We start from the raw sequence: 20,010 nt of genomic DNA on the forward strand, positions 1-20,010 counted from the left end.
GCTCACTTGGTTGCCGCGTCAACCACAGGACGCCACTTGCCTTCGTTCTCGGCCATCCATGCAGCGACCACCTCTTCGACTGCACCGCCATCTACGTCGATCGCACCCATCATTGGCTGCTGGTCTTCGACCGCCAGTTGATAGTTAGTCAGGATTTCATAGGCTGCAGGCCACTTCTCTTCCATGCCGCTCCAACTGGCCTTGAAGATACGGGACGGTGAGAAGTCGCAATCGTTCACCGCATTTGGGTTCGGGCCCCAGGACGGATCGTTAAAGCACGCCTCTTCGCCCGCAGGCAGTTCAACAAACTGCACATCATAGGCCGACATCGCCCAGTGCGGCTGCCAGAAGGTGATCAGCAGCGGCGACTTGCGCTCGGTCGAGGCGCGCAATTCCGCGATCAGAGCACCTTCGGAACCAGCAGGAACCGCTTTGAACGGCAGTTCAAGACCGGTCATGCGGTCCGCGCCAGGTGTGCCCCAATCCGCAGGATAGTCGACAAGGCGACCACCAGGCAGTGTTTCGGCAGTGGCGAAGACCTGCGCGCAGTCCTTCAACGCCTCCCACGCAGGCAGCCCCGGGCACAGCTCGGCGACGTGCGCGGGATAGGCAATACCTTCTTTCGCATCGAGGCCCAGATCTCCGATTTCGACCACCGTGCCTTCATCGATCTTCTTGGCATACTCGTCTGACACGTTAGAGGACCAGATTTCCAGCGTTGCATCGATGTCGCCATCGGCCAGTGCCTGGAACTGGTTCATCATGCCGGCGGTCACATATTCCACGTTATAACCTGCGGCCTTCAGCATCTCGCCAGCAACATGCGTGGTAACGTGCTGACCAGTCCATTCATTGATTGCCAGCTTGATCGGTTCATCCACAGCGCCCATGTCTGCCGCATGGGCTGAACTGGCGACCAAGATAGCTAACACGCTTACGCTAAGCTTTTTCATTGTTTTGACTCCCTGTCTTTTTCATTTGCCTTTTTTTGAGCTTTTAACAGCCCATCCAGTATTTCCTCGTTCACGGTGCGATCGAAACATGCACAATTCTGGTCGAAATTGAACAGGCAGTTGTCGTTTTTAACCAGATCATCCGCCCCCGCCAATTCTAACTATCGCTCCGGCCCCCTTCCGACCGGTGTTTCCCATACGCAGCACCCTTCATACCACAAAGTGAAAGAACTTGATTGACTAGTCAATAAAAACATCCCGGTTTTTCGGATTGCGCACTGGTTTTTACTTGCCAAACGAACAGGATGTATCAGCATTTGCGCAACGGAGGGCCTAAGATGCGTCACTTTGATGAAATCTATGAGCTGGCAGCAGACAGCCATAGTGGACCCGAAGCGCTGGAAAACAAGCTAACCAAACCAACCCCCCTAAATGAACTGGCGGAGATGGCTGATGACCGTTGGTTATCGATAATCACGAAAACGATTTTTCAGGCCGGGTTTAACTGGAAAGTGATCGAGGCAAAGTGGGACGGGTTTGAAACAGCCTTTGACGGCTTCGACCTCGGTCGTTGTGCATTCATGGATGATGAAAAGTTCGACGCCCTGCTCCAAGATACTCGCATCGTACGAAACGGCGCTAAAATCGCTGCAGTTCGGGACAATGCGGTCTTTCTTCTGGAACTCCGCTCCGAGGGTGGCGTTGGTCAAACTTTGGGCGGTTGGCCATCACAGGACTACGTCGGATTGCTGCAGATGCTGGCCAATCGCGGATCGCGACTCGGCGGTGCATCAGCCCAATACGCCATGCGATTTGCTGGCCGGGATAGTTTTATTCTGTCACGCGACGTGACGGCTCGTTTGGTTGCCGAGGGCATCATCGACAAACCCGCGACTTCCAAAAAAGCCATGGCTGCGGTGCAAACCGCTTTCAACACTTGGATGGAACAATCCGGGCGTTCGCTTACAGAAATAAGCCGGGTTTTGGCGATGAGCCTTTGAAAACGGCTTGCAGAGCCAAGCTTCCACATTAGGCTTGTTGATATGCTCCGCACCCTGATGATTTCTGCTCTGTTTCTGTTTGCTTCCTGTGGCCGCCCCCTTACCGATCAGGAACGCACCTTCGCTGGCAAAATTCATGGCGAAACGCTGAACCTTGACCGCGTGCGCTTGGTCGAGGGCGCACCGGTTGCCGCAGTAACTTTTACCCGGAAAGCCCGCCCTCGGGTCGCTTGTCGAGAGCGTATATTACCACCCATCAAAGAGGAAACCGTGACGGGTAAACCGGCGGGTGTCGCCCTGTTTAATCACGTGTACTTTACGAAAGACTGGTATCTGGACGACTACATGAGCCAATATCCTGAACAGATGAACCTGATCGCGGCTATGCTGCTGGCGCATGAACTGACCCATGTCTGGCAATGGCAGAATCGCAAGACGACTGGCTATCACCCGCTGCGCGCAGCGGCTGAGCACGGGCGCCAGAATGATCCGTATCTGTTCGATCTGGATACCTCGCCTGATTTTCTTGCCTATGGGTTTGAACAACAAGGCGCGATTGTCGAAGAATATGTCTGCTGCCGCGCACTCGACCCCGAGGCACCGCGAACCAAACGCCTGCACGATATGTTAAGCGTACATTTCGATGTCTCAAAACTCCCCGGAAACAAGCGCGAAAGCGATGTGTTGCTGCCATGGCCGGGCGTGAAAGTGCAAGGTATCTGCCGTTGAGCCTTCTAGCCCTCCTGTAGAGTTTTCAGGAACGCCACCAGATCCACAATCGGCTTGCTGGTCAGAATCGGCTGCCCTTCGGGCGTCTTGATTGCGGTGTCATTTCCTTCGAAATAAGGCCCATATACCGGCATCGGGCTTCCATGGCTGACCAACGGATCGCGCCCATCAATCCGGGCGACCACGCGCGCGGTCGGAAAATCTCCATCAGCATCCAGAAGCGTTTTCAGGTTTGTTGGCTGGATCACCAGCACCCCAGCCATCGGGCCATGCCCGGTTGCGTCCAACCCATGACAGGTCGCGCAGTGATGCTGATACAGCTCGGCCCCAGCCTCGGCATCCTGTGCGAAAACGGGCGACGAAATCGCAGTGAGTACCGACAGCGAGACTAAGCCAAGTATTGATCGGACCATCGCTTTTCTCCTTTCTGCCTGACAATTCCAGACTTGCCCGACGGCCACACTGGCGCAATGATCCAGATCAACGAAACGAGCGCAGGGACACAGGATCATGACACAATACGCAGCAATAATGCTGGCCGCCGGGATCGGCGTTCCCATCCTTGCCGCCCTAAATGCAGCCTTGGGCCGACTGATCGGATCGCCGACCGCTGCGGCCGTGATTCTGTTCGCGATTGCCTTTGTGTCCTCAGCTCTGGCGCTTTTGATCGTCGGAGGAAGTGAGGCTTTTGCCAAAATTGCACAAGCCCCGCGTCACTTACTGTTGGGCGGCGTGCTGATCGCGTTTTACGTGCTATCAATTACCCACGTGGCCCCACATTTCGGAGTGGGGAATGCCGTGTTTTTCGTACTGCTGGGCCAGTTGATCAGCACAGCTGCGATCGACCATTTTGGCCTGTTCGGTGCTCAGGTCACACCGCTGACATTGATGCGGGCGGGAGGCATTGCGGTAATGGCGATCGGTGTCGCAATCACTCAGCTGACCTGAGCACACCGCCTTCCAGCCGCAACATCCGGTCCATCCGCGCCGCCAGATCGAGGTTGTGCGTGGCGATCAGCGCCGATAGCCCTTCGTCCCGCACCAGCGCCATGAGGGCTGCAAAGACCTGATCCGAGGTTTCGGGGTCCAGATTGCCGGTCGGCTCATCCGCTAGCAGAACACGGGGCTTGTTGGCCAATGCCCTGCAAAAAGCCACGCGCTGTTGTTCTCCGCCCGACAATGCGGCTGGCCGGTGTTCCGCGCGGGCCGAAACGCCAACACGATCGAGCAACTGCATCGCTCGTACCTGCGCCGCTTTTTCGGATGTGCCATTCGCAAGTTGCGGCAGAATGATATTTTCCAGTGCCGTGAATTCGGGAAGCAGGTGGTGAAACTGATAGACGAATCCCACATCACGCCGCCGGATCGCTGTGCGTGTGCGATCCCCCTTGCCCGTTGCTCCCTGACCAGCGATTTCAACCTCGCCGGTATCGGGCGTATCCAGAAGACCTGCGATGTGCAGCAAGGTCGACTTTCCTGCGCCTGATGGCGCCACCAGCGCGACCGCCTCCCCGGCGCGCAGCTCCAGATCGGCACCTCGCAACACCTGAATCTCACCTGGCGTGCCTGGAAGGTATGTCTTGCTCAGACCGCTGAGCCTTAACGTCACATCATTCATAGCGCAGCGCCTCAACCGGGTTCAGCCGCGCCGCGCGGCGGGCCGGGAAATAGGTAACAAGGAAGGACAGGCCCAACGAAAGACCGATGGCTTTCAAGACATCCGATAAGTGCAACTCGGCAGGCAAGGCATAGATACCTCGAATGGAAGGATCCCAGACGCCGCCCCCCATGACGTAGTTCACGAACGAGAATATCGGGTCGATATAGATGGCAAAGAGGCAGCCCAGAATGACGCCCATTGCGGTCCCGATGATGCCCGTGAACGCTCCGCAGATGAAGAACACCCTAAGTATTGACCCTTCGCTAAGGCCAATGGTGCGCAAGATACCGATGTCGCGACCCTTGTTCTTCACCAGCATGATCAAACCCGAAACGATATTCATTGCAGCGATCAACACGAGGATCGAAAGGATGATGAACATAACGTTGTCTTCGACTTCCAATGCCCGCAAAAAACCGCCTGAAGCATCCTGCCAAGTCCATATCTGACTACGCTCTCCAGCTGCCTCGATAATCGGGATCAAGATCGGGGTCAGCTCTTCGGGGCGATCGACCATCACCTCGATCTCATCCGCCACTCCTTCACGGTTGAAGAAGCTCTGCGCCTCGGTGAAAGGCATGTAGACGCGGGTACGATCGATGTCAAAACGCCCGGCCGAAAAGACATAGACCACTTCATAAGCATTCACGCGCGGCGACGTACCAAAGGCGGTTTTCACACCATTGGGCGAGGTCAGCTTCACTCGATCTCCAACAGTCGCCCCGATCGCACGCGCCACGCCCGAGCCGATGGCAATGCCCTCCGGGAATCTGGACAGATCGCCATAGGCTTCTTCGCTTTCAGCAATACCCGACAGATCAGCCAGATCGTCAGAACGCATGCCAAAGACCTGCACACCAGAGCTGCGGTCAGCATTTGTGATCAACACCTGCCCTTTGACCAGCGGGGCGGCGCGCTCAACCCCGGGCACCTGCGCGATCCGCTCGGCCATACCATCGAAATCGGTGATGGTGCGATCCAGCCGCCCCTGTGCATCAACCTCTCCGGCGGAATAAACGGTGACATGGGCGTTGGCCCCCAGAATGGTGCCCACGAATTCGGAGCGAAAACCAGACCTAACCGCCAAGGTGGCGATCAACGCGAACACGGCTAGCGTGATCCCGATCAGCGAGATCCAAGTCATCACACTGACGCCGCCATCCGCACGGCGGGCACGCAGATAACGCCAGGCAATCTTCCATTCAAAAAGAGCGAAGGGCGGTGGTGTTTTGGCCATTCCTGCCTCGGGTTCAGATTTTTCGCGACCCTCTCGACATTTGGTCAGATGGTCAAGCCGGTTATCGCGCGGATGTCCGATTGGCGCTTCTGCAGCCGACGCGGGCATGAAAAGAACAGTCTGAAACGAATCATTCGCACTCAGGTCAGCGCTTCACCGTCAAAGCGAGAATCACCTCCACTTCGATACACCAAAGGTTGTGAACCTCTTCACAGACAAAGGCTTATTGTTTCAGGTATGAAGTCAATGTGAGATATCCGTACCTGACTGAGTCACAATCGCAACATTTGGGCGCGAAATATTGTTTCACAAATTGATAAGTGTAGGAAATTTTGTCACCCTTTTTGTGTGGGGGACACATTTTAAGAGTTTAAGGGCGGAGGTACGCTCATGGGTATTCAAGAACATATGAAAGGCACGGGCCCAATATTAGCCCGTTCGGCAGCAACAGAACTGGATTGTGAAAGCGCAGCTTTGTTGCGCGCGGCAATCAGGCCAATTTTCTTAAGTGCCGCTAGCTGGGCCGGTTTGACTGACATTCTACGAGATAAAGGCTATCGCCTTGCTTTCCGGCAGGGACGGCTGTGCATTTCAGATCGCGCCACAGACGAACGAATCTGTGGATTGCGGTTTCTTGGCTTTGAGCTCGCCGAGCTCGTGCGCCGCTTTGGTCGCCCAATCGTGGTTGCTCGGGGCAGTGAAGCGGACGGCGATATCCTGACCGACCGCCCGACATCAGCAAACTGAGCTAAGTCTCAGAAAGTACATCGCCTTGTTCAGGCGATACCCTCGTAGATTTCTGCGATCTTGGTGACAGCTGCCTCGGGGCTCAACTCTTCACTCTCACCAGTTCGGCGACAAGTCAGTTCGACAACACCATTCTTCAGACCGCGCGGCCCGACAGTGATACGCCAAGGCAGACCAATCAGGTCCATAGTGGCAAACTTGCCCCCTGCCCGTTCTTTCCGATCATCATAAAGCGGCTCAAGCCCCAAAGCTGTCAGCGCGGCATAGAGCTTGTCGCAGGCCGCATCAGCCTCTTCATCACCTTGCTTCAAGTTCACGATTCCGCAATGGAACGGTGTGACGCCTTCGGGCCAGATAATGCCCTTGTCGTCATGGCTGGCCTCGATGATCGCACCGATCAGGCGACTGACACCGATGCCGTGACTGCCCATATGCACCGGAACCGGCTTGCCATCCGGCCCTTGAACGGTCGCGCCTAATGGTTCGGAATACTTGGTCCCGAAATAGAAGATTTGGCCAACTTCGATCCCGCGCGCTACCCGACGACGTTCTTCAGGTATCTGATTAAACAGAGCCTCATCATGGGTTTCGTCTGTACGAGCGTATTTCGATGTGAATTCTTCGAGGATCGCCTGACATTGGTCACGGCTATCATAGTCGATCTCGCGGTCACCAAAGGTCAGGTCAGTGACGGCGCTGTCATAGAAGACCTCGGATTCACCGGTATCAGCTAGCACGAGGAATTCGTGCGTGTCATCGCCCCCAATGGGGCCAGAATCAGCGCGCATCGGTATGGCTTGCAGGCCCATGCGTTCATAGGTGCGCAGATAGCTGACCAGATGGCGGTTGTAGGCGTGCAACGCGTCTTCTTTGGTCAGATCGAAGTTATAGCCGTCCTTCATGTAGAACTCACGCCCCCGCATCACGCCAAATCGCGGGCGGATTTCGTCGCGGAATTTCCACTGAATCTGATAGAGCGTCAGCGGAAGATCCTTGTAGCTGCTGACGTGGCCGCGGAAGATATCAGTTACCAATTCCTCGGCGGTCGGCGTGTACAGCATATCGCGACCGTGGCGGTCCTGCATCCGCAGCATCTCTTGACCGTAGTCATCATAACGTCCGGATTCGCGCCACAGGTCCGCCGATTGCAGGATCGGCATCTGGATCGCAATATGCCCTGCCCGCGCCTGCTCTTCGTGGACGATGTTTTCCAGCTTGCGCAGAACTTTAAAGCCCAACGGCAACCAGGAATAAATCCCGGCAGCAGCCTGTTTGATCATCCCGGCCCTTAACATCAGCCGGTGGCTGACGATCTGAGCCTCCGAAGGGTTTTCCTTGAGAACGGGCAGAAAGTAACGGCTGAGGCGCATAACGTAACCTTACGGGTGAGAATTTCGCTGCAAGGTGATTATGCCAAAGCCCCGCCGGGGGCAATCACGCAATGGCGTTTTTACGACCCCGCCGCTGTCGGTTTTTCGATTGACCGCAACGCCGTGTTTTTCAATGTTGGCGCAAACGTTCAATCGCGAGGCAACAATGCGAACAATCACCGAACCCGCCCGCCAGATCCCTGTTGTTCACCAGACAGATGTTTTGGTTGTGGGCTCTGGCCCAGCAGGATTGTCCGCTGCGCTTGCCGCCGCACGCGCAGGGGCCGAAGTTTCCTTGATGGACAGGTTCGGTTGCATGGGTGGCAACATTACGGCCGTTGGCGTCGAAGGCTTTGCCTGGTATCGCCACGAACAAACCGTCGAGGCCGGGGGCATCGGCCTGGAATTCGAGACCCGCGCAAAGGAAATGGGCGCAGCCGTGCCTGAAAGCCAATCGCTCAGCTATGAACTGGACAGCGAGGGCTTCAAGCTGGTGGCCGACAAGCTGGTCGAAGAGGCGGGCGTTCATCCGATGCTGCATCGACAATTCGTCGCCCCGATCATGGACGGGGATCGCATCACCGGCGTGATCACCGAATCCAAAGCGGGGCGTGAGGCGATCTTGGCCAAGGTTGTCATCGACGCAACGGGGGATGCAGACGTCGCACATCGTGCAGGTGCCCCGACCCACAAGACACCGCGTGAGGACATGATGGCAGCCTCGGTCATGTTTCATCTGGCCGGCGTTGACAAACGGGCCTTTATGGAAGGTATCAAAGCCGACCCGCAGACTTACAAGGACTGGGGCGGTGGCGGCGAATGGAATATCGAAACCTCGGGCAAAGAGGATGACATGTTCTCACCCTTCGTCAAGAAACCCTTCCAACAGGCCATTGATGAGGGCCTAATACCAGCGCATCTGAACACGATCGCGGGCACCTGGGGTGCCATGCACGATACCGGCGAGCTGACTTATATGAACCTGATTCATATGGACCAGATCGACGGGACCGACCCCGACAGCCTGACATTTGGTGAGATCGAAGGCCGCCGGCAGGCGATGCTCGCCATTGATGCTCTCCGCCGATTCATGCCGGGCTGCGAAAACGCACGTTTGCGCAATTTCGGCATGACCATCGGTATTCGGGACACGCGCAAGATCGATGCAGTCTACAACATGACCGAAACCGATGCCCGCCATCAGGGCCGGTTCGAGGATTCCATCGGTATTTACCCTGAATTCATTGATGGTTACGGCATACTGATCTTGCCGACCACCGGACGGTATATGCACATCCCGTATCGCTCGATGCTGCCCAAAGGGATCAAGGGCTTGTTGGTTGCGGGTCGGTCTCATGGTGCGGATCGGGTCGCGCACGCCGCGACGCGCAACATGTCCTGCTGCGCGGTGATGGGTCAAGGCGCAGGGATCGCGGCGGCCTTATCGCTGAAAAGCAATCAGGAACTCGACAGCATGAACCTTGCGCCTGTGCATCAGGAATTGGAACGGCAAGGCGTGAGAATTACCTAATGGAGCATATTCCAACTATTGATATCAGCCCGCTGACCAATCCCGCCGGACCACAGTGTCAGTCAACGGTCGAGCAGATCATGGATGCCTGCACCAGTATCGGGTTTCTGTCGATCACCGGGACAGGCATTTCGTCTGAGCACATTGATCAGGTGCGCGGCTGTGTCAGAGCGATCTTTGATATCGACGAGGCCCGAAAATGGGATCAGACCATCACCCGCGAGAACTATCGCGGGTACATTCCGATGGGGTTCTTCACGCCCAATGATGGCTCGGGCACGGCAGATAAGTACGAAGGGTACAAGCTGCATTTCGAAGCAGCCGAAGATGCCCCGATCCGGGCTGAATGCGCACTTTACGGCCCGAATATCTGGCCCCGAGAAGTGCCGCAGGCGCGTACGGTCATACTGGATTATTGGCAACAGCTTGATGGCGTAACCGAACTTCTGCTGGGCGCCCTAGAGGTTGGCTTAGAGATCCCACCCAACACTCTGCGCGACGCCTTCCGCGACCCGATGACCAACATGACCCTGCTGCACTACCCGCCTCAGGCCCCGGAAGAGCGTGGCTATGGAATTCATCCACATAAAGACACCGACGCGCTGACAATAATTGCACCCGATCCGGTCGGCGGGCTTGAGGTACAGACCCGCACCGGAGGCTGGATCACACCGGACTGCCCTCCAGGCGGCTTCGTGGTCAATATCGGCGACATGCTGGAACTATGGTCAGGCGGGCGATTGAAATCGACCCCGCATCGCGTAGTCAATCGATCCGGGCATGAACGCTATTCCTTCCCGTATTTCGCCGTTCCGCGCCACGATGTGGTGGTCGCGCCGCTGCTGCCCGCCCTGCCCGGCTTTGGTCGCCCCGAGGTGCATTGCGGCCACTGGTCAGCAGAAATTTGGCGCACCAATTGGCCTGATGAAATGGCTACAGGAGATACTCCGGAACTGGGTACACTGACAGACTAGGGCGTAAAAATTGCGCACCATGAACCGCTTGCATCGCCGGGCGTCATGGGCCAAGAACACGGCAATGCTGTGCAAACGAGGGATTGCGCTATGGCCTTGCCGGTGAAGGATCAGCTTAGATACTGGGGCATTGCCACTGTCGTTTTCGTGCTGCTTTTGTACCTGTTGGGTGATGTCTTGCTACCCTTCGTGATCGGTGGTGCGATTGCCTATTTCCTTGATCCTGTTGCGGACCGCCTGGAAAAACTGGGTCTATCGCGAATGGCGGCGACCGCGATCATAACCGTGGTTGGAGTGCTGGGCTTTGTATTGATGATCTTGATGGTCGTTCCGGCCCTGATCACGCAGCTACTGGATCTGATCGATACCTTACCTAGCCTTTTCAAGCAACTGCGCGCATTTATTGAACAACAATTCCCCGCTCTTCTGGACCGGGAATCGAACACGCACCAGATGTTGGTGTCTTTCGGCGAAACGCTGAAATCCAAAACCGGAGATGTTTTGCAGACGGTTCTGGCCTCGCTGGGATCGGCCATAAACGTTGTCGTATTGCTGGTCATCGTGCCGGTTGTTGCAGTCTATCTGCTTATGGACTGGGACCGCATGATTGCCCGGATCGGAGAGCTGCTGCCCCGCGATCACGCCCCTACGATTAAACGGCTGGCTGGCGAGATTGATGCCGTTCTGGCCTCATTCGTGCGCGGTATGGGCACAGTCTGTCTGATCCTTGGTACATATTACGCAGTTGCGCTGATGCTGGTTGGCTTGCAATTCGGCCTGATCGTTGGCTTCATCGCCGGGCTGGTCACGTTCATTCCTTATCTCGGTGCCTTAATCGGAGGCTCTCTGGCCATTGGTCTCGCTCTGTTTCAGTTTTGGGGGGACTGGGCGCATGTCGGTTTGGTCGCGGGCATATTTGCCATCGGACAGGTGACCGAGGGCAACTTCCTGACCCCTAAGTTGGTAGGCAGCTCAGTCGGTTTGCACCCCGTCTGGCTGCTACTGGCGTTGTCAGTCTTCGGCGCACTATTTGGCTTTGTCGGAATGCTGGTCGCAGTTCCAGTTGCTGCAGCCTTGGGTGTTTTGGCCCGGTTCGCGACCGAGCAATATCTGAACAGCCGTCTTTATACCGGGCTCGAAGGGCTCGAACAGGACGACGACTAAATGGCCACTCAGCTAAGCTTTGATCTGCCGTCCAAGACCGCCTTGGGCCGCGAAGACTTCTTTGTCTCGCCCGCCAATGCGTTAGCCGTCGCGATGATCTCTGCGACCTCATGGCCGGGGAACAAGCTGGTGCTGAGCGGCCCTGCAGGGTCAGGGAAAACCCACTTGGCCCATGTTTGGGCGGCGGAAACAGGCGGCCGCATCGTGCAGGCCACTGATTTGCGCTACGAAGAGGTTCCCAACCTCGCGCGTACCTCGGTCGCGGTCGAGGATGTTCCCCTAGTTTCAGGTGATCTTGAACAGCAAAAAACGCTATTTCACCTGCATAATCTGGTGCTGGCCGAAGGGAACGCCTTACTTATGACCGGACGCGCCGCACCAAAGCTATGGCGCCTGCCGTTGGCCGATCTGCAAAGTCGTGTGGAAGGGGCGCATTACGTGGCCTTGGAAGCGCCGGATGACGCTCTGTTAGGTGCAGTGCTCGCAAAGCTCTTCACTGACCGTCAGCTAAGCCCCGGCCCGGATGTTATCGCGTATCTGGTCAAACACATGGATCGTAGTTTTGAAGCTGCAGCGAAAGTGGTTGACGAATTGGATCGCATTGCACTCGATGAAAAGCGCGATATCACCCGTGCACTGGCGGTGCGTCTATTGAACACAGAACTCGAACAATCTGATGCCCACGATTGACCCAACACAGGTGATCCCGCATCCTGCGCCCAAAACATCTGGGGACACAATGACACAGACTGCCGAGACCGATTTCCCCGATCACGGGCTGTTTGGAAAGCCCATTTTCGAAGATCCGGGGGCTCGGGCGCTGTCTCGGGTTGGCGTTGTCGATATCGGATCCAACTCGGTCCGCATGGTGATCTTCGATGGTGCAGCGCGCTCTCCGGCTTATTTCTACAACGAAAAGGTCATGTGCGAATTGGGGGCAGGCCTATCCGAAACCGGGCGCCTTAACCCGTTGGGACGTGTACGCGCGCTGGCTGCATTGCATCGGTTCAAATATCTGGCCAACGACCTCGGGCTACCTACCCTGCACGCCGTCGCCACTGCCGCAGTGCGTGAAGCAAGAGATGGTCGCGATTTCTGTGAGCAGGTAAAAGCGGAAACAGGATTGATCATCAATGTGGTCAATGGCGAAGAAGAAGCCCGCCTGTCAGCGCAGGGCGTATTGTTGGGATGGCCCGGCGCGTATGGTTTGATCTGTGACATCGGAGGTTCGTCAGTCGAACTGGCAGAAATCGGAGGCGGCAAGGTCGGGCGTCGCATGACCTCGCCTTTGGGTCCGCTCAAACTGCGCGATATCAAAGGCGGTCGTCGGGCGCGTAAGACACATATCAAGAAGACTATGGAAGAGATGCGCGATAAGATGGGCCCCCAGCGGGATCGCCTGTTTCTTGTTGGCGGCAGTTGGCGCGCCTTCGCACGCCTTGACATGCTGCGCCGAGGCTACCCGCTAAACGTGCTGCACGAATACCGTATGACTCAGAGTCAAGTTCGCGAGACCATCAAATTCATCGAACAGAATAACGCGGATGAATTGCGCAGTAAGGCTGGTGTATCTGGTTCGCGTATGGCGCTGATCCCTTATGCAATGGATGTGCTTTCCCGCTTGATTCGCACCTTCAAGCCCAAGGACATCGCGATATCCAGCTATGGCATCCGCGAAGGATTACTGTATGAGCAGATGCCGCAACGCCTGCGCGATCGCGACCCGTTGATCGAGGTAAGCCGTTTTGCCGAAGCAAAAGATGCACGCCTGCCCGGGTTCGGAAAACACCTGTTCGATTTTGTCATGCCCCTTTTTCGCTCGGCGCCAGAGCAGCGGGTGCGACTGATCAAAACCGCCTGCCTGCTGCACGACGTCAGTTGGCGCGCGCATCCCGATTACCGAGCCGAGGCCTGTTTCGAATATGTGACCCGCGCCAACATGAGCGGGATCAAACACTCTGAGAGAGTATTTATCGGCCTCGCTTTGCAGCACCGATATAGGAACAAGCGTGAGGGAAGCCGATTTAACAAGCTCTATGAACTGCTGGATGAACGCGGCCAAGAACAGGCCGAAATTCTGGGTAAAGCGCTTCGCTTTGGCGCAATGCTTTGGATGCAGCATGACGCGGCTATGGGTAAGTTGCGCTACTATCCGAAGAAGCAAAAGCTTGAACTGCGCTTGCCCAAATCAGCAGGTCCATTGTTCAACGAAGTTGCCGAAGCGCGGTTCAACTCATTGGCTAATGCGCTGAATTCTGAACCCAAGGTTATCCTGAGGGGCTGATCAAATATCAGTCAAGCCATCGGATGGAATGTCATCTTGCGGAACCGTTTCTTCGGGTCGTTCCTGTGCTGGCTTTTTACGGATGATAATATCGCCGTTGGGCAACATTTCGGGCGTTTCATAGGCCGTCCAATCCTGAACCTGAGTGGCGAGTTCAGCCAGCGCTGGCCCCATCTCCTGCAGGAATGATTGCAATGCCGGGCCGAACTGCTCGGCAAAACCGCGCAAATCCTCGATCGTGGGCTCCATTTCCTGCCGTAGACCTTCCAGAAAAAGCTCGGCACCTCGCTCCATCAAGGACTTGCTGTCCTCTTCAGCATGGGCGGGTATTGCCACCAGTGCGCAGGTTGCGCAGATCTTCAACACATGTCGCATGGTTGAAATATAAGAGGTGGCCGATGCAGTTGAAAGGCTACAGATCTATATCCAGCGTCACAGGAAAGTGGTCGGATGCTGCCAGCAAAGCATCGCGCAATTCGGGGGTGCCCCAGCATGCTGCGTCTCGAAATGGATGCCATATGCGCCAGACCGGGTCATGATCACGCAGATCATTGCTGATCATGATGTAGTCGAGCAGCGCCTCAAGGTATCTTCCCTCCTCCCGACGTTCAAAACGCGCCGTAGCCGGTATTGATCCGGGACGCGGGCGATGCGCTTGCGCGGCATGAGGATCATAAAGCCCTGCCTGCAATAGAATCTCGACCGAAGACCGCCCGAACAGATGCTCAAACTCATCCAGCCCCGGGCCATCGTTCAGATCACCAAGCAAGATAACTGGCTCGTTGGCGTCAATGTGGTGTTCAACGCGTCGCGCCAACCAAACCGCCTGCGCCAGTTGTTTGCGGCGATTGGCAATGGACAGACGGATCATTTCGTCCCGTGACCCGGCACCATGGGGGGCTTTGGATTTTAGATGTGCCCCTATCAGGCGGAGGGTCGATCCATTGGACATCTCAATGGCCAGTTCCATTGGCGGTTTCGAGAACTCGACCTGATCTTCGGTCGCATCGATGTCCAGATCAATGCGGAACACGCCATCGAACCGAGGAGCGGCTAGATCACTCAGTTGTCCAACTGGCTCGTGGCGTGCTTTTAAGACATCCGGATCGAACAACAGCGCCAGTTCCTGATGCGTATCATTGGCAAACCCCATCACTGCATGGGACGTGCGCAGATTGAATGTTTCGGCAAACCGTTGAAGGGCGCGGACGGTATTTTGCGTTTTGCCTGTATTTGGGGCCTCAACGACTAGTACAGCATCGGCATCAACGGCGGTCAGAACCTTGGCCACCGCTTCGATCTGCTGCACTCTGGTTATGTCACGCCGCCCTGACCAACTATCGTCGGCGACCAAATTATCATCGCGATCAAACAGATTGGCGAACCATTCGATATTGTAGGTCGCCAGCCGCACCGATCACACCCGAGCGCCGTTTATTTCATCCCAGGCGCGATTGATATCGATCATTTTTTTCTCGGCCAGACGCACCGCTTCCTCGGGCACGCCGCGTGCCATCATCGCATCGGGATGAGTCTCTCTCACCAACTGCCGCCAGACTTTGCGTATTTCGGGCAGTGGCGCATTCCGCGCAACGCCCAACACTGTGTACGGATCTTTTGGTGCGTCCGGCACAAATCGCGCACGCAAGGCCATGAATTGAGCGTCAGTCTGACCAAATATTCGGCTGACCTCTTCAAGAAATTCATTCTCGTTTGGGTGATAGAACCCATCTGCCATAGCGATGTGAAAGAGCCCTTCCATCAAATCGCAAAGCGTGGTGCTGTCTTCCGCAAACATTCCCGCGATCTTGCGGGCGTAGTCTTTGTATCCAGCGACATCGGTTCGGGCCATGTCAAAGACCTTGGCTGCGCCGTCTTCGTCTTCGGGCGCGATCTGGAACACTTCGCGGAAGGCTGTAACCTCATCGCGTGTCACCTGACCGTCGGCCTTGGCCATCTTGGCCCCTAGTGCCACAACGGCAATTGCAAACGCGACCGAACGTTCGGGGGGCGTACGCAGCTTTTCAAATACTGCGGTCAGGCTTTCGCCCTGGGCAAGCGCACTCAGCGCATCAGCTATTCTGGTCCAGATCGACATGGCCGCACCCTAGCGCGCCTTTGCGCGACTGTCAGGTGCGACAGATGACTGCGGGGCAAGTATTTTCTGCATCAGAACAAGATCCAAGCGCTGCCCCCATTTAAACCCCACTTCGGGCATATGCCCCACCTGTTTGAAACCGATTGCCGAATGGAAAGCGACGGCTGCAGGGTTGGCCGAGGAAATACCCGCAACCAGAACATGCACATTGTTCGTTTTGGCGATGGCCTCCAAGGCCTGCATTAATGCGCGCCCCGTGCCCTGCCCTCTGGCCTCAGGCGCCAACTGGATCGAATGCTCGCGGCACTGCGCATATCCGGGGCCCGATCGGAATAAGTTATAAGTTGCAAATCCCTCGACCACCCCATCGCGCTCGGCGACCAGAAAAACCGGCCCACGGGTTTCTATCTCTGCCGTCACTTTTTCCACACTACGTTCATCGGAGGTGAAAGTGACCAGCGTGTCACGAATGATCGCGTTTGCGATCTCGGTAATCGCGGGTGCGTCGTCGACCGTTGCTTGTCGGATGATCATTCCAGCACGCGCAGCCCATGTGGAGTTTCAATTTCTGCGCGCAATGCTGCCGGACCACTATCAAAAATGACATAATCCAACGCCCCCAAGCCTTTGGCCAGATCGAGAGCATCCGGGTGGCACACGATCAAGCGTTGCAGCTGGCAGCCGCTGTCCTGCAACATTTGTGCAGGATGCAGATCGCCCAGCCACTGGATGAGGGCAGGAAAGAGATTATCAAACGGCAGACGCCCGTTCGGTGGAACCGCCATGCGCCAGCGCAGCGCGCCTCGGTTTAGATCGATGGGCTGACCAACACCGTCAGGAAAGACGGTCAGCGAAGCCTCGATATCGGGAACCTGGCAAATCCAGTTTGTCAGGCGGGGCGATCCGGAGAACCGGTCCAGATCGAACCAGCGCGTCCTTTGCGGGTTGGGCGCATCGGGATCGATCGCAATCGCCTCCAGATACAAGCCATCTCGCAAGCCCAACAGGCGGTTATACGTCCCGAATTTCTCGTGCTTGCCGCCATCCTGCAATCGAACGCCCAACGCCTGTTCGATATGGTCAGAAGCCTCTTCCAGCGTTTCACCTGCAACAGCCAAATGGTCCAACAACATTAAGACGCTCTCCCAAAAAACATGCGACCAGACAAGAAGTGTCTGGCCGCATGTTTTCCTCAAAGGTTCCGGATCACAAGATTTTTCGTACGAAAAATCTTGGCTCACCTCAGCCTTTGGCTTCGCCGATCAAACGCAAGATGTCTTGAGCCGCGTCAGGGATGTTCGTTCCCGGACCAAATATCGCCTTTACACCGTGATCGTAGAGGAACTGGTAATCCTGTTGCGGGATGACGCCACCACAGATGACGATGATGTCTTCGGCCCCAGCCTTTTTCAGTTCTTCAACCAACTGGGGTGCCAACGTCTTATGCCCAGCAGCCTGAGAAGAGATCCCGATCACATGCACATCATTGTCCACCGCGTCCTGCGCGGCTTCTGCGGGGGTCTGAAACAGAGGGCCGACGTCCACGTCAAACCCGATATCAGCAAAGGCGGTGGCAATCACCTTGGCGCCCCGGTCGTGACCATCCTGCCCCATTTTGACCACCAGTAGACGTGGGCGACGTCCTTCGGCCTCGGCGAATTTTTCAATGGATTTCTGGATCGCGGCAAAGCCTTCGTCACCTTCATAAGCCGCGCCATAAACCCCGGCCAGGGTTTTCACTTCGGCGCGGTGACGACCGAATTCCTTTTCCATTGCCATGCTGATCTCTCCTACGGATGCACGGGCGCGGGCGGCCTCGACGGCGGCGGCCAGCAGGTTACCACCCTCACGGGCAGTGGTGGTCAGCGCGTCCAACGACTGCTGACATGCTGCTTCGTCACGGGTGGCGCGAATGCGTTCCAGACGCGCCACCTGCGCCTCGCGTACGGCTACGTTGTCGACGTCCAATATGTCGATCGGGTCTTCCTGTTCCTTGCGGTATTTGTTGACGCCAACGATGACCTCTTCGCCCCGGTCGATCATGGCCTGACGACGGGCCGCGCTTTCTTCGATCCGCAGCTTGGGCATGCCAGAAGCAACCGCCTTGGTCATGCCGCCCATCTCCTCGACTTCTTCCATCAAAGCCCAGGCTTTTTCGACCAATTCATTGGTGAGGCTTTCGACGTAGTAAGAGCCCGCAAGCGGATCGACCACATCTGTCACGCCAGTCTCTTCCTGCAGCACCAATTGCGTGTTCCGTGCGATGCGGGCAGAAAAATCGGTGGGCAACGCAATCGCTTCGTCCAGCGCGTTGGTATGCAGCGACTGGGTGCCGCCCAGTACCGCGCTCATCGCCTCATAGGCGGTTCGGATCACGTTGTTATAGGGATCTTGCTCCTGCAGTGACACGCCCGAAGTCTGGCAGTGGGTGCGCAGCATCTTCGACCGTTCGGATTTCGCTCCGAACTCGGTCATTACCCGATGCCAGAGCGTGCGTGCTGCGCGTAGCTTCGCAATCTCCATGAAGAAGTTCATGCCGATAGCAAAGAAGAACGACAGACGGCCCGCAAACTTGTCCACATCCATGCCCGACTGAGTCGCGGCACGCACATATTCGCGGCCATCGGCCAGCGTATAGGCCAGCTCCTGCACCAGGTTCGCCCCGGCCTCTTGCATGTGATAGCCCGAAATCGAGATCGAGTTGAACTTCGGCATCTCGTTCGAGGTGAACTCGATAATGTCCGAGATGATCTTCATCGATGGCTCGGGCGGGTAGATATAAGTGTTGCGCACCATGAACTCTTTCAGAATATCGTTCTGGATGGTGCCCGACAGCACGGCCTTGTCATGCCCCTGCTCTTCTCCCGCAACTATGAAACTGGCCAGAACCGGGATCACCGCCCCGTTCATCGTCATCGAGACCGAAACCTTGTCCAGCGGGATGCCGTCGAACAGGATCTTCATGTCCTCGACACTGTCGATGGCCACACCGGCCTTGCCGACATCGCCGACAACGCGCGGGTGGTCGCTGTCATAGCCCCGGTGCGTCGCCAGATCGAAGGCCACCGAGACACCCTGCTGACCAGCGTCCAAGTTGCGACGATAGAAGGCGTTCGATTCCTCGGCGGTCGAGAACCCCGCATACTGACGGATGGTCCAGGGACGACCCGCATACATCGTCGCCTTCACCCCACGGGTAAAAGGGCCGAAGCCAGGCAGTGACCCCATATGCGGCAGGTCTGCGGTGTCGTCCTGCGTATAGAGCGGTTTGACATCGATGCCTTCGAGCGTTTCCTTGGTCAGATCGTCCAACGGACGCCCGCGCAGTTCTTTTTCGGCCAGCACCTGCCAGTCGTTGGTGTCGGTCATGTCGATTTCCTCTGTTCCAATCGGGGTTCCGCGGGGATGATCCCGCGCGTATCTCTTTTTGTCCGGCAGACAAGCTCGGCCAAGCCGTCTGCGCCGGAGGCAAGCCATTCCAGATCATCCGCATAATCTGACCACAGCTTCATCGCCTGATCTGCGTTTAGGCCGTGAGGGGCAGGATTGGGCGCGGCATTCAGCGAAAGGCCGTCGTTGGCCTCGGGTGCCTCGCGTCCGGTCAAAGCCTCAAGCTGTGCGCGCTGATGGCCCGCAAAATCTTCGAAGGGCAAGACTAGCAACGGAACGCCCGGAAACGCGCGGCCCATCTCCGTAATCACATTTCGCCAGCTCCGCTTGCTCTGGGTGATACGTTTCCATTTGGCGGGCTCAATCGGCTCACTTCCGCGTTTGAATTTATAGGCCGCAACAGAAGACCAATACATATCCAACGCCCGGATATTCAGAGCCAATTTGCCGACCCCGTCATCAAAGGCCTTCGCAAGCAGCAGACCACGCTCGTGCATGCTGGGATAAAGCGAGGCGAATGCAATATTACGCTCCATAGAACCTACGAAGTTCTCTTGACTTACTAATAGCTGCTTGGCACCCGCACGCCGACACGCATCCAGATCACGGCGTAGCGCGTCACAAACATCTGGCGTCAATTTGTTCAGGCTATTCAAACCGTTGGCACGTGTGCGTTCAGGCCCCCAATAGACCAACCCTTGCTCAGCCAGCGTGTTCTCATTCCTGCTTAGATAGTTTTGAAAGCTGGTGGTTGCGCACCTGTGTGCGCCGCAATGCAGGATGATCTCCATCGCCCTACCCTCCCCACCGAAAGTCTTCAGGAACAACCTGTATTCTCGGCGCTTGGATAGGCGCGGATGAGACGGGATCGA

21 protein-coding genes are annotated in these 20,010 nt (G+C 56.5%); 9 read left to right on the forward strand and 12 right to left on the reverse strand.

Going from position 1 to position 20,010, the window contains the following annotated elements; genetic code table 11:
- Nucleotides 1–2: 2 nt before the first annotated feature.
- Nucleotides 3–953 carry an ABC transporter substrate-binding protein gene (locus tag ACR0DU_RS11605; protein WP_480874693.1) on the reverse strand — a complete coding sequence of 317 codons (951 nt, stop codon included), beginning with the start codon at nt 951–953 and terminating at the stop codon, nt 3–5.
- 338 nt (nt 954–1,291) lie between these two features.
- Here ACR0DU_RS11605 and ACR0DU_RS11610 point away from each other — a divergent pair, with 338 nt between their 5' ends.
- Together ACR0DU_RS11610 and ACR0DU_RS11615 are read left to right on the forward strand one after the other, a co-directional pair.
- Nucleotides 1,292–1,954, forward strand: coding sequence for a DNA-3-methyladenine glycosylase I (locus tag ACR0DU_RS11610; RefSeq protein WP_480874695.1), 663 nt, complete (start codon nt 1,292–1,294; stop codon nt 1,952–1,954).
- A 42-nt stretch (nt 1,955–1,996) separates the two neighbouring features.
- Nucleotides 1,997–2,683, forward strand: coding sequence for a hypothetical protein (locus ACR0DU_RS11615; protein ID WP_480874697.1), 687 nt, complete (start codon nt 1,997–1,999; stop codon nt 2,681–2,683).
- Between the two features lie 5 nt (nt 2,684–2,688).
- Here ACR0DU_RS11615 and ACR0DU_RS11620 read toward each other — a convergent pair whose 3' ends face one another.
- Nucleotides 2,689–3,096: a c-type cytochrome gene (locus ACR0DU_RS11620; RefSeq protein ID WP_480874700.1), complete on the reverse strand. Its 408-nt coding sequence runs from the start codon at nt 3,094–3,096 to the stop codon at nt 2,689–2,691.
- A gap of 97 nt (nt 3,097–3,193) precedes the next feature.
- Between ACR0DU_RS11620 and ACR0DU_RS11625 the strand changes: the two genes are divergently transcribed.
- On the forward strand, nt 3,194–3,631 hold the full coding sequence (locus ACR0DU_RS11625) for a DMT family transporter (protein ID WP_480874703.1): 438 nt from the start codon (nt 3,194–3,196) through the stop codon (nt 3,629–3,631).
- Here the strand turns inward: ACR0DU_RS11625 and ACR0DU_RS11630 are convergent.
- A complete protein-coding gene (locus tag ACR0DU_RS11630) occupies nt 3,615–4,301 on the reverse strand; it encodes an ABC transporter ATP-binding protein (RefSeq protein WP_480874706.1) in 687 nt (228 codons plus the stop codon). The two genes, ACR0DU_RS11625 and ACR0DU_RS11630, sit on opposite strands and share 17 nt — an antisense overlap.
- Nucleotides 4,294–5,580 (reverse strand): lipoprotein-releasing ABC transporter permease subunit, encoded by a 1,287-nt coding sequence (locus tag ACR0DU_RS11635; RefSeq protein ID WP_480874847.1) that lies wholly within the window; start codon nt 5,578–5,580, stop codon nt 4,294–4,296. The genes ACR0DU_RS11630 and ACR0DU_RS11635 overlap by 8 nt, the downstream gene beginning before the upstream one ends.
- A gap of 390 nt (nt 5,581–5,970) precedes the next feature.
- Here ACR0DU_RS11635 and ACR0DU_RS11640 point away from each other — a divergent pair, with 390 nt between their 5' ends.
- Nucleotides 5,971–6,327: a hypothetical protein gene (locus ACR0DU_RS11640; RefSeq protein ID WP_170540871.1), complete on the forward strand. Its 357-nt coding sequence runs from the start codon at nt 5,971–5,973 to the stop codon at nt 6,325–6,327.
- Between the two features lie 29 nt (nt 6,328–6,356).
- Here ACR0DU_RS11640 and proS read toward each other — a convergent pair whose 3' ends face one another.
- Nucleotides 6,357–7,697 (reverse strand): proline--tRNA ligase, encoded by a 1,341-nt coding sequence (gene proS / locus ACR0DU_RS11645; protein ID WP_170772994.1) that lies wholly within the window; start codon nt 7,695–7,697, stop codon nt 6,357–6,359.
- Between the two features lie 133 nt (nt 7,698–7,830).
- Here proS and ACR0DU_RS11650 point away from each other — a divergent pair, with 133 nt between their 5' ends.
- The 5 genes from ACR0DU_RS11650 to ACR0DU_RS11670 all read left to right on the forward strand — a co-directional run bounded on the left by ACR0DU_RS11650 (nt 7,831) and on the right by ACR0DU_RS11670 (nt 13,650).
- Nucleotides 7,831–9,228: an FAD-dependent oxidoreductase gene (locus ACR0DU_RS11650; protein WP_480874708.1), complete on the forward strand. Its 1,398-nt coding sequence runs from the start codon at nt 7,831–7,833 to the stop codon at nt 9,226–9,228.
- On the forward strand, nt 9,228–10,202 hold the full coding sequence (locus ACR0DU_RS11655; protein ID WP_480874710.1) for an isopenicillin N synthase family dioxygenase: 975 nt from the start codon (nt 9,228–9,230) through the stop codon (nt 10,200–10,202). The genes ACR0DU_RS11650 and ACR0DU_RS11655 overlap by 1 nt, the downstream gene beginning before the upstream one ends.
- A 90-nt stretch (nt 10,203–10,292) precedes the next feature.
- On the forward strand, nt 10,293–11,366 hold the full coding sequence (locus tag ACR0DU_RS11660; RefSeq protein ID WP_170779720.1) for an AI-2E family transporter: 1,074 nt from the start codon (nt 10,293–10,295) through the stop codon (nt 11,364–11,366).
- A complete protein-coding gene (locus ACR0DU_RS11665) occupies nt 11,367–12,056 on the forward strand; it encodes a P-loop NTPase family protein (RefSeq protein WP_480874713.1) in 690 nt (229 codons plus the stop codon). It begins immediately after the preceding gene.
- A gap of 49 nt (nt 12,057–12,105) precedes the next feature.
- Nucleotides 12,106–13,650 (forward strand): Ppx/GppA family phosphatase, encoded by a 1,545-nt coding sequence (locus ACR0DU_RS11670; protein WP_480606531.1) that lies wholly within the window; start codon nt 12,106–12,108, stop codon nt 13,648–13,650.
- On the opposite strand, the gene ACR0DU_RS11675 is transcribed toward ACR0DU_RS11670, so the two are convergent.
- From ACR0DU_RS11675 to ACR0DU_RS11705, 7 genes are all read right to left on the reverse strand, one after another.
- Nucleotides 13,651–14,025 carry a hypothetical protein gene (locus ACR0DU_RS11675; protein WP_170779714.1) on the reverse strand — a complete coding sequence of 125 codons (375 nt, stop codon included), beginning with the start codon at nt 14,023–14,025 and terminating at the stop codon, nt 13,651–13,653.
- Nucleotides 14,026–14,062: 37 nt separating this feature from the next.
- Nucleotides 14,063–15,064, reverse strand: coding sequence for an endonuclease/exonuclease/phosphatase family protein (locus ACR0DU_RS11680; RefSeq protein ID WP_480874716.1), 1,002 nt, complete (start codon nt 15,062–15,064; stop codon nt 14,063–14,065).
- Nucleotides 15,065–15,067: 3 nt separating this feature from the next.
- Nucleotides 15,068–15,748, reverse strand: a complete 681-nt coding sequence (locus ACR0DU_RS11685; protein WP_170779710.1) for a molecular chaperone DjiA — start codon at nt 15,746–15,748, stop codon at nt 15,068–15,070.
- A gap of 9 nt (nt 15,749–15,757) precedes the next feature.
- A complete protein-coding gene (locus ACR0DU_RS11690) occupies nt 15,758–16,282 on the reverse strand; it encodes an N-acetyltransferase family protein (RefSeq protein WP_480874718.1) in 525 nt (174 codons plus the stop codon).
- The gene (locus tag ACR0DU_RS11695; protein WP_480874720.1) at nt 16,279–16,881 is read right to left on the reverse strand and encodes a VOC family protein; all 603 of its coding nucleotides are present in this window, start codon (nt 16,879–16,881) and stop codon (nt 16,279–16,281) included. Before ACR0DU_RS11695 ends, ACR0DU_RS11690 begins: the two co-directional genes overlap by 4 nt.
- A gap of 109 nt (nt 16,882–16,990) precedes the next feature.
- A complete protein-coding gene (gene scpA, locus ACR0DU_RS11700; protein ID WP_480874723.1) occupies nt 16,991–19,117 on the reverse strand; it encodes a methylmalonyl-CoA mutase in 2,127 nt (708 codons plus the stop codon).
- Nucleotides 19,114–19,929 carry a hypothetical protein gene (locus tag ACR0DU_RS11705; RefSeq protein WP_480874725.1) on the reverse strand — a complete coding sequence of 272 codons (816 nt, stop codon included), beginning with the start codon at nt 19,927–19,929 and terminating at the stop codon, nt 19,114–19,116. Before ACR0DU_RS11705 ends, scpA begins: the two co-directional genes overlap by 4 nt.
- Between the last annotated feature and the right edge of the window lie 81 nt (nt 19,930–20,010).

This window comes from Ruegeria sp. G2 (assembly GCF_056533505.1).

Bases quoted from the DNA above. Each gene is read 5' to 3' on its own strand.
- ACR0DU_RS11625 (WP_480874703.1), top strand. From the start codon at position 3,194: ATGACACAATACGCAGCAATAATGCTGGCCGCCGGGATCGGCGTTCCC.
- ACR0DU_RS11615 (WP_480874697.1), top strand. From the start codon at position 1,997: ATGCTCCGCACCCTGATGATTTCTGCTCTGTTTCTGTTTGCTTCCTGT.
- ACR0DU_RS11685 (WP_170779710.1), bottom strand. From the start codon at position 15,748: ATGTCGATCTGGACCAGAATAGCTGATGCGCTGAGTGCGCTTGCCCAG.
- ACR0DU_RS11660 (WP_170779720.1), top strand. From the start codon at position 10,293: ATGGCCTTGCCGGTGAAGGATCAGCTTAGATACTGGGGCATTGCCACT.
- ACR0DU_RS11670 (WP_480606531.1), top strand. From the start codon at position 12,106: ATGACACAGACTGCCGAGACCGATTTCCCCGATCACGGGCTGTTTGGA.
- ACR0DU_RS11640 (WP_170540871.1), top strand. From the start codon at position 5,971: ATGGGTATTCAAGAACATATGAAAGGCACGGGCCCAATATTAGCCCGT.
- ACR0DU_RS11665 (WP_480874713.1), top strand. From the start codon at position 11,367: ATGGCCACTCAGCTAAGCTTTGATCTGCCGTCCAAGACCGCCTTGGGC.
- ACR0DU_RS11635 (WP_480874847.1), bottom strand. From the start codon at position 5,580: ATGGCCAAAACACCACCGCCCTTCGCTCTTTTTGAATGGAAGATTGCC.
- ACR0DU_RS11605 (WP_480874693.1), bottom strand. From the start codon at position 953: ATGAAAAAGCTTAGCGTAAGCGTGTTAGCTATCTTGGTCGCCAGTTCA.
- scpA (WP_480874723.1), bottom strand. From the start codon at position 19,117: ATGACCGACACCAACGACTGGCAGGTGCTGGCCGAAAAAGAACTGCGC.
- ACR0DU_RS11650 (WP_480874708.1), top strand. From the start codon at position 7,831: ATGTTGGCGCAAACGTTCAATCGCGAGGCAACAATGCGAACAATCACC.
- ACR0DU_RS11675 (WP_170779714.1), bottom strand. From the start codon at position 14,025: ATGCGACATGTGTTGAAGATCTGCGCAACCTGCGCACTGGTGGCAATA.
- ACR0DU_RS11610 (WP_480874695.1), top strand. From the start codon at position 1,292: ATGCGTCACTTTGATGAAATCTATGAGCTGGCAGCAGACAGCCATAGT.
- ACR0DU_RS11705 (WP_480874725.1), bottom strand. From the start codon at position 19,929: ATGGAGATCATCCTGCATTGCGGCGCACACAGGTGCGCAACCACCAGC.
- ACR0DU_RS11620 (WP_480874700.1), bottom strand. From the start codon at position 3,096: ATGGTCCGATCAATACTTGGCTTAGTCTCGCTGTCGGTACTCACTGCG.
- ACR0DU_RS11695 (WP_480874720.1), bottom strand. From the start codon at position 16,881: ATGTTGTTGGACCATTTGGCTGTTGCAGGTGAAACGCTGGAAGAGGCT.
- ACR0DU_RS11655 (WP_480874710.1), top strand. From the start codon at position 9,228: ATGGAGCATATTCCAACTATTGATATCAGCCCGCTGACCAATCCCGCC.
- ACR0DU_RS11690 (WP_480874718.1), bottom strand. From the start codon at position 16,282: ATGATCATCCGACAAGCAACGGTCGACGACGCACCCGCGATTACCGAG.
- proS (WP_170772994.1), bottom strand. From the start codon at position 7,697: ATGCGCCTCAGCCGTTACTTTCTGCCCGTTCTCAAGGAAAACCCTTCG.
- ACR0DU_RS11630 (WP_480874706.1), bottom strand. From the start codon at position 4,301: ATGAATGATGTGACGTTAAGGCTCAGCGGTCTGAGCAAGACATACCTT.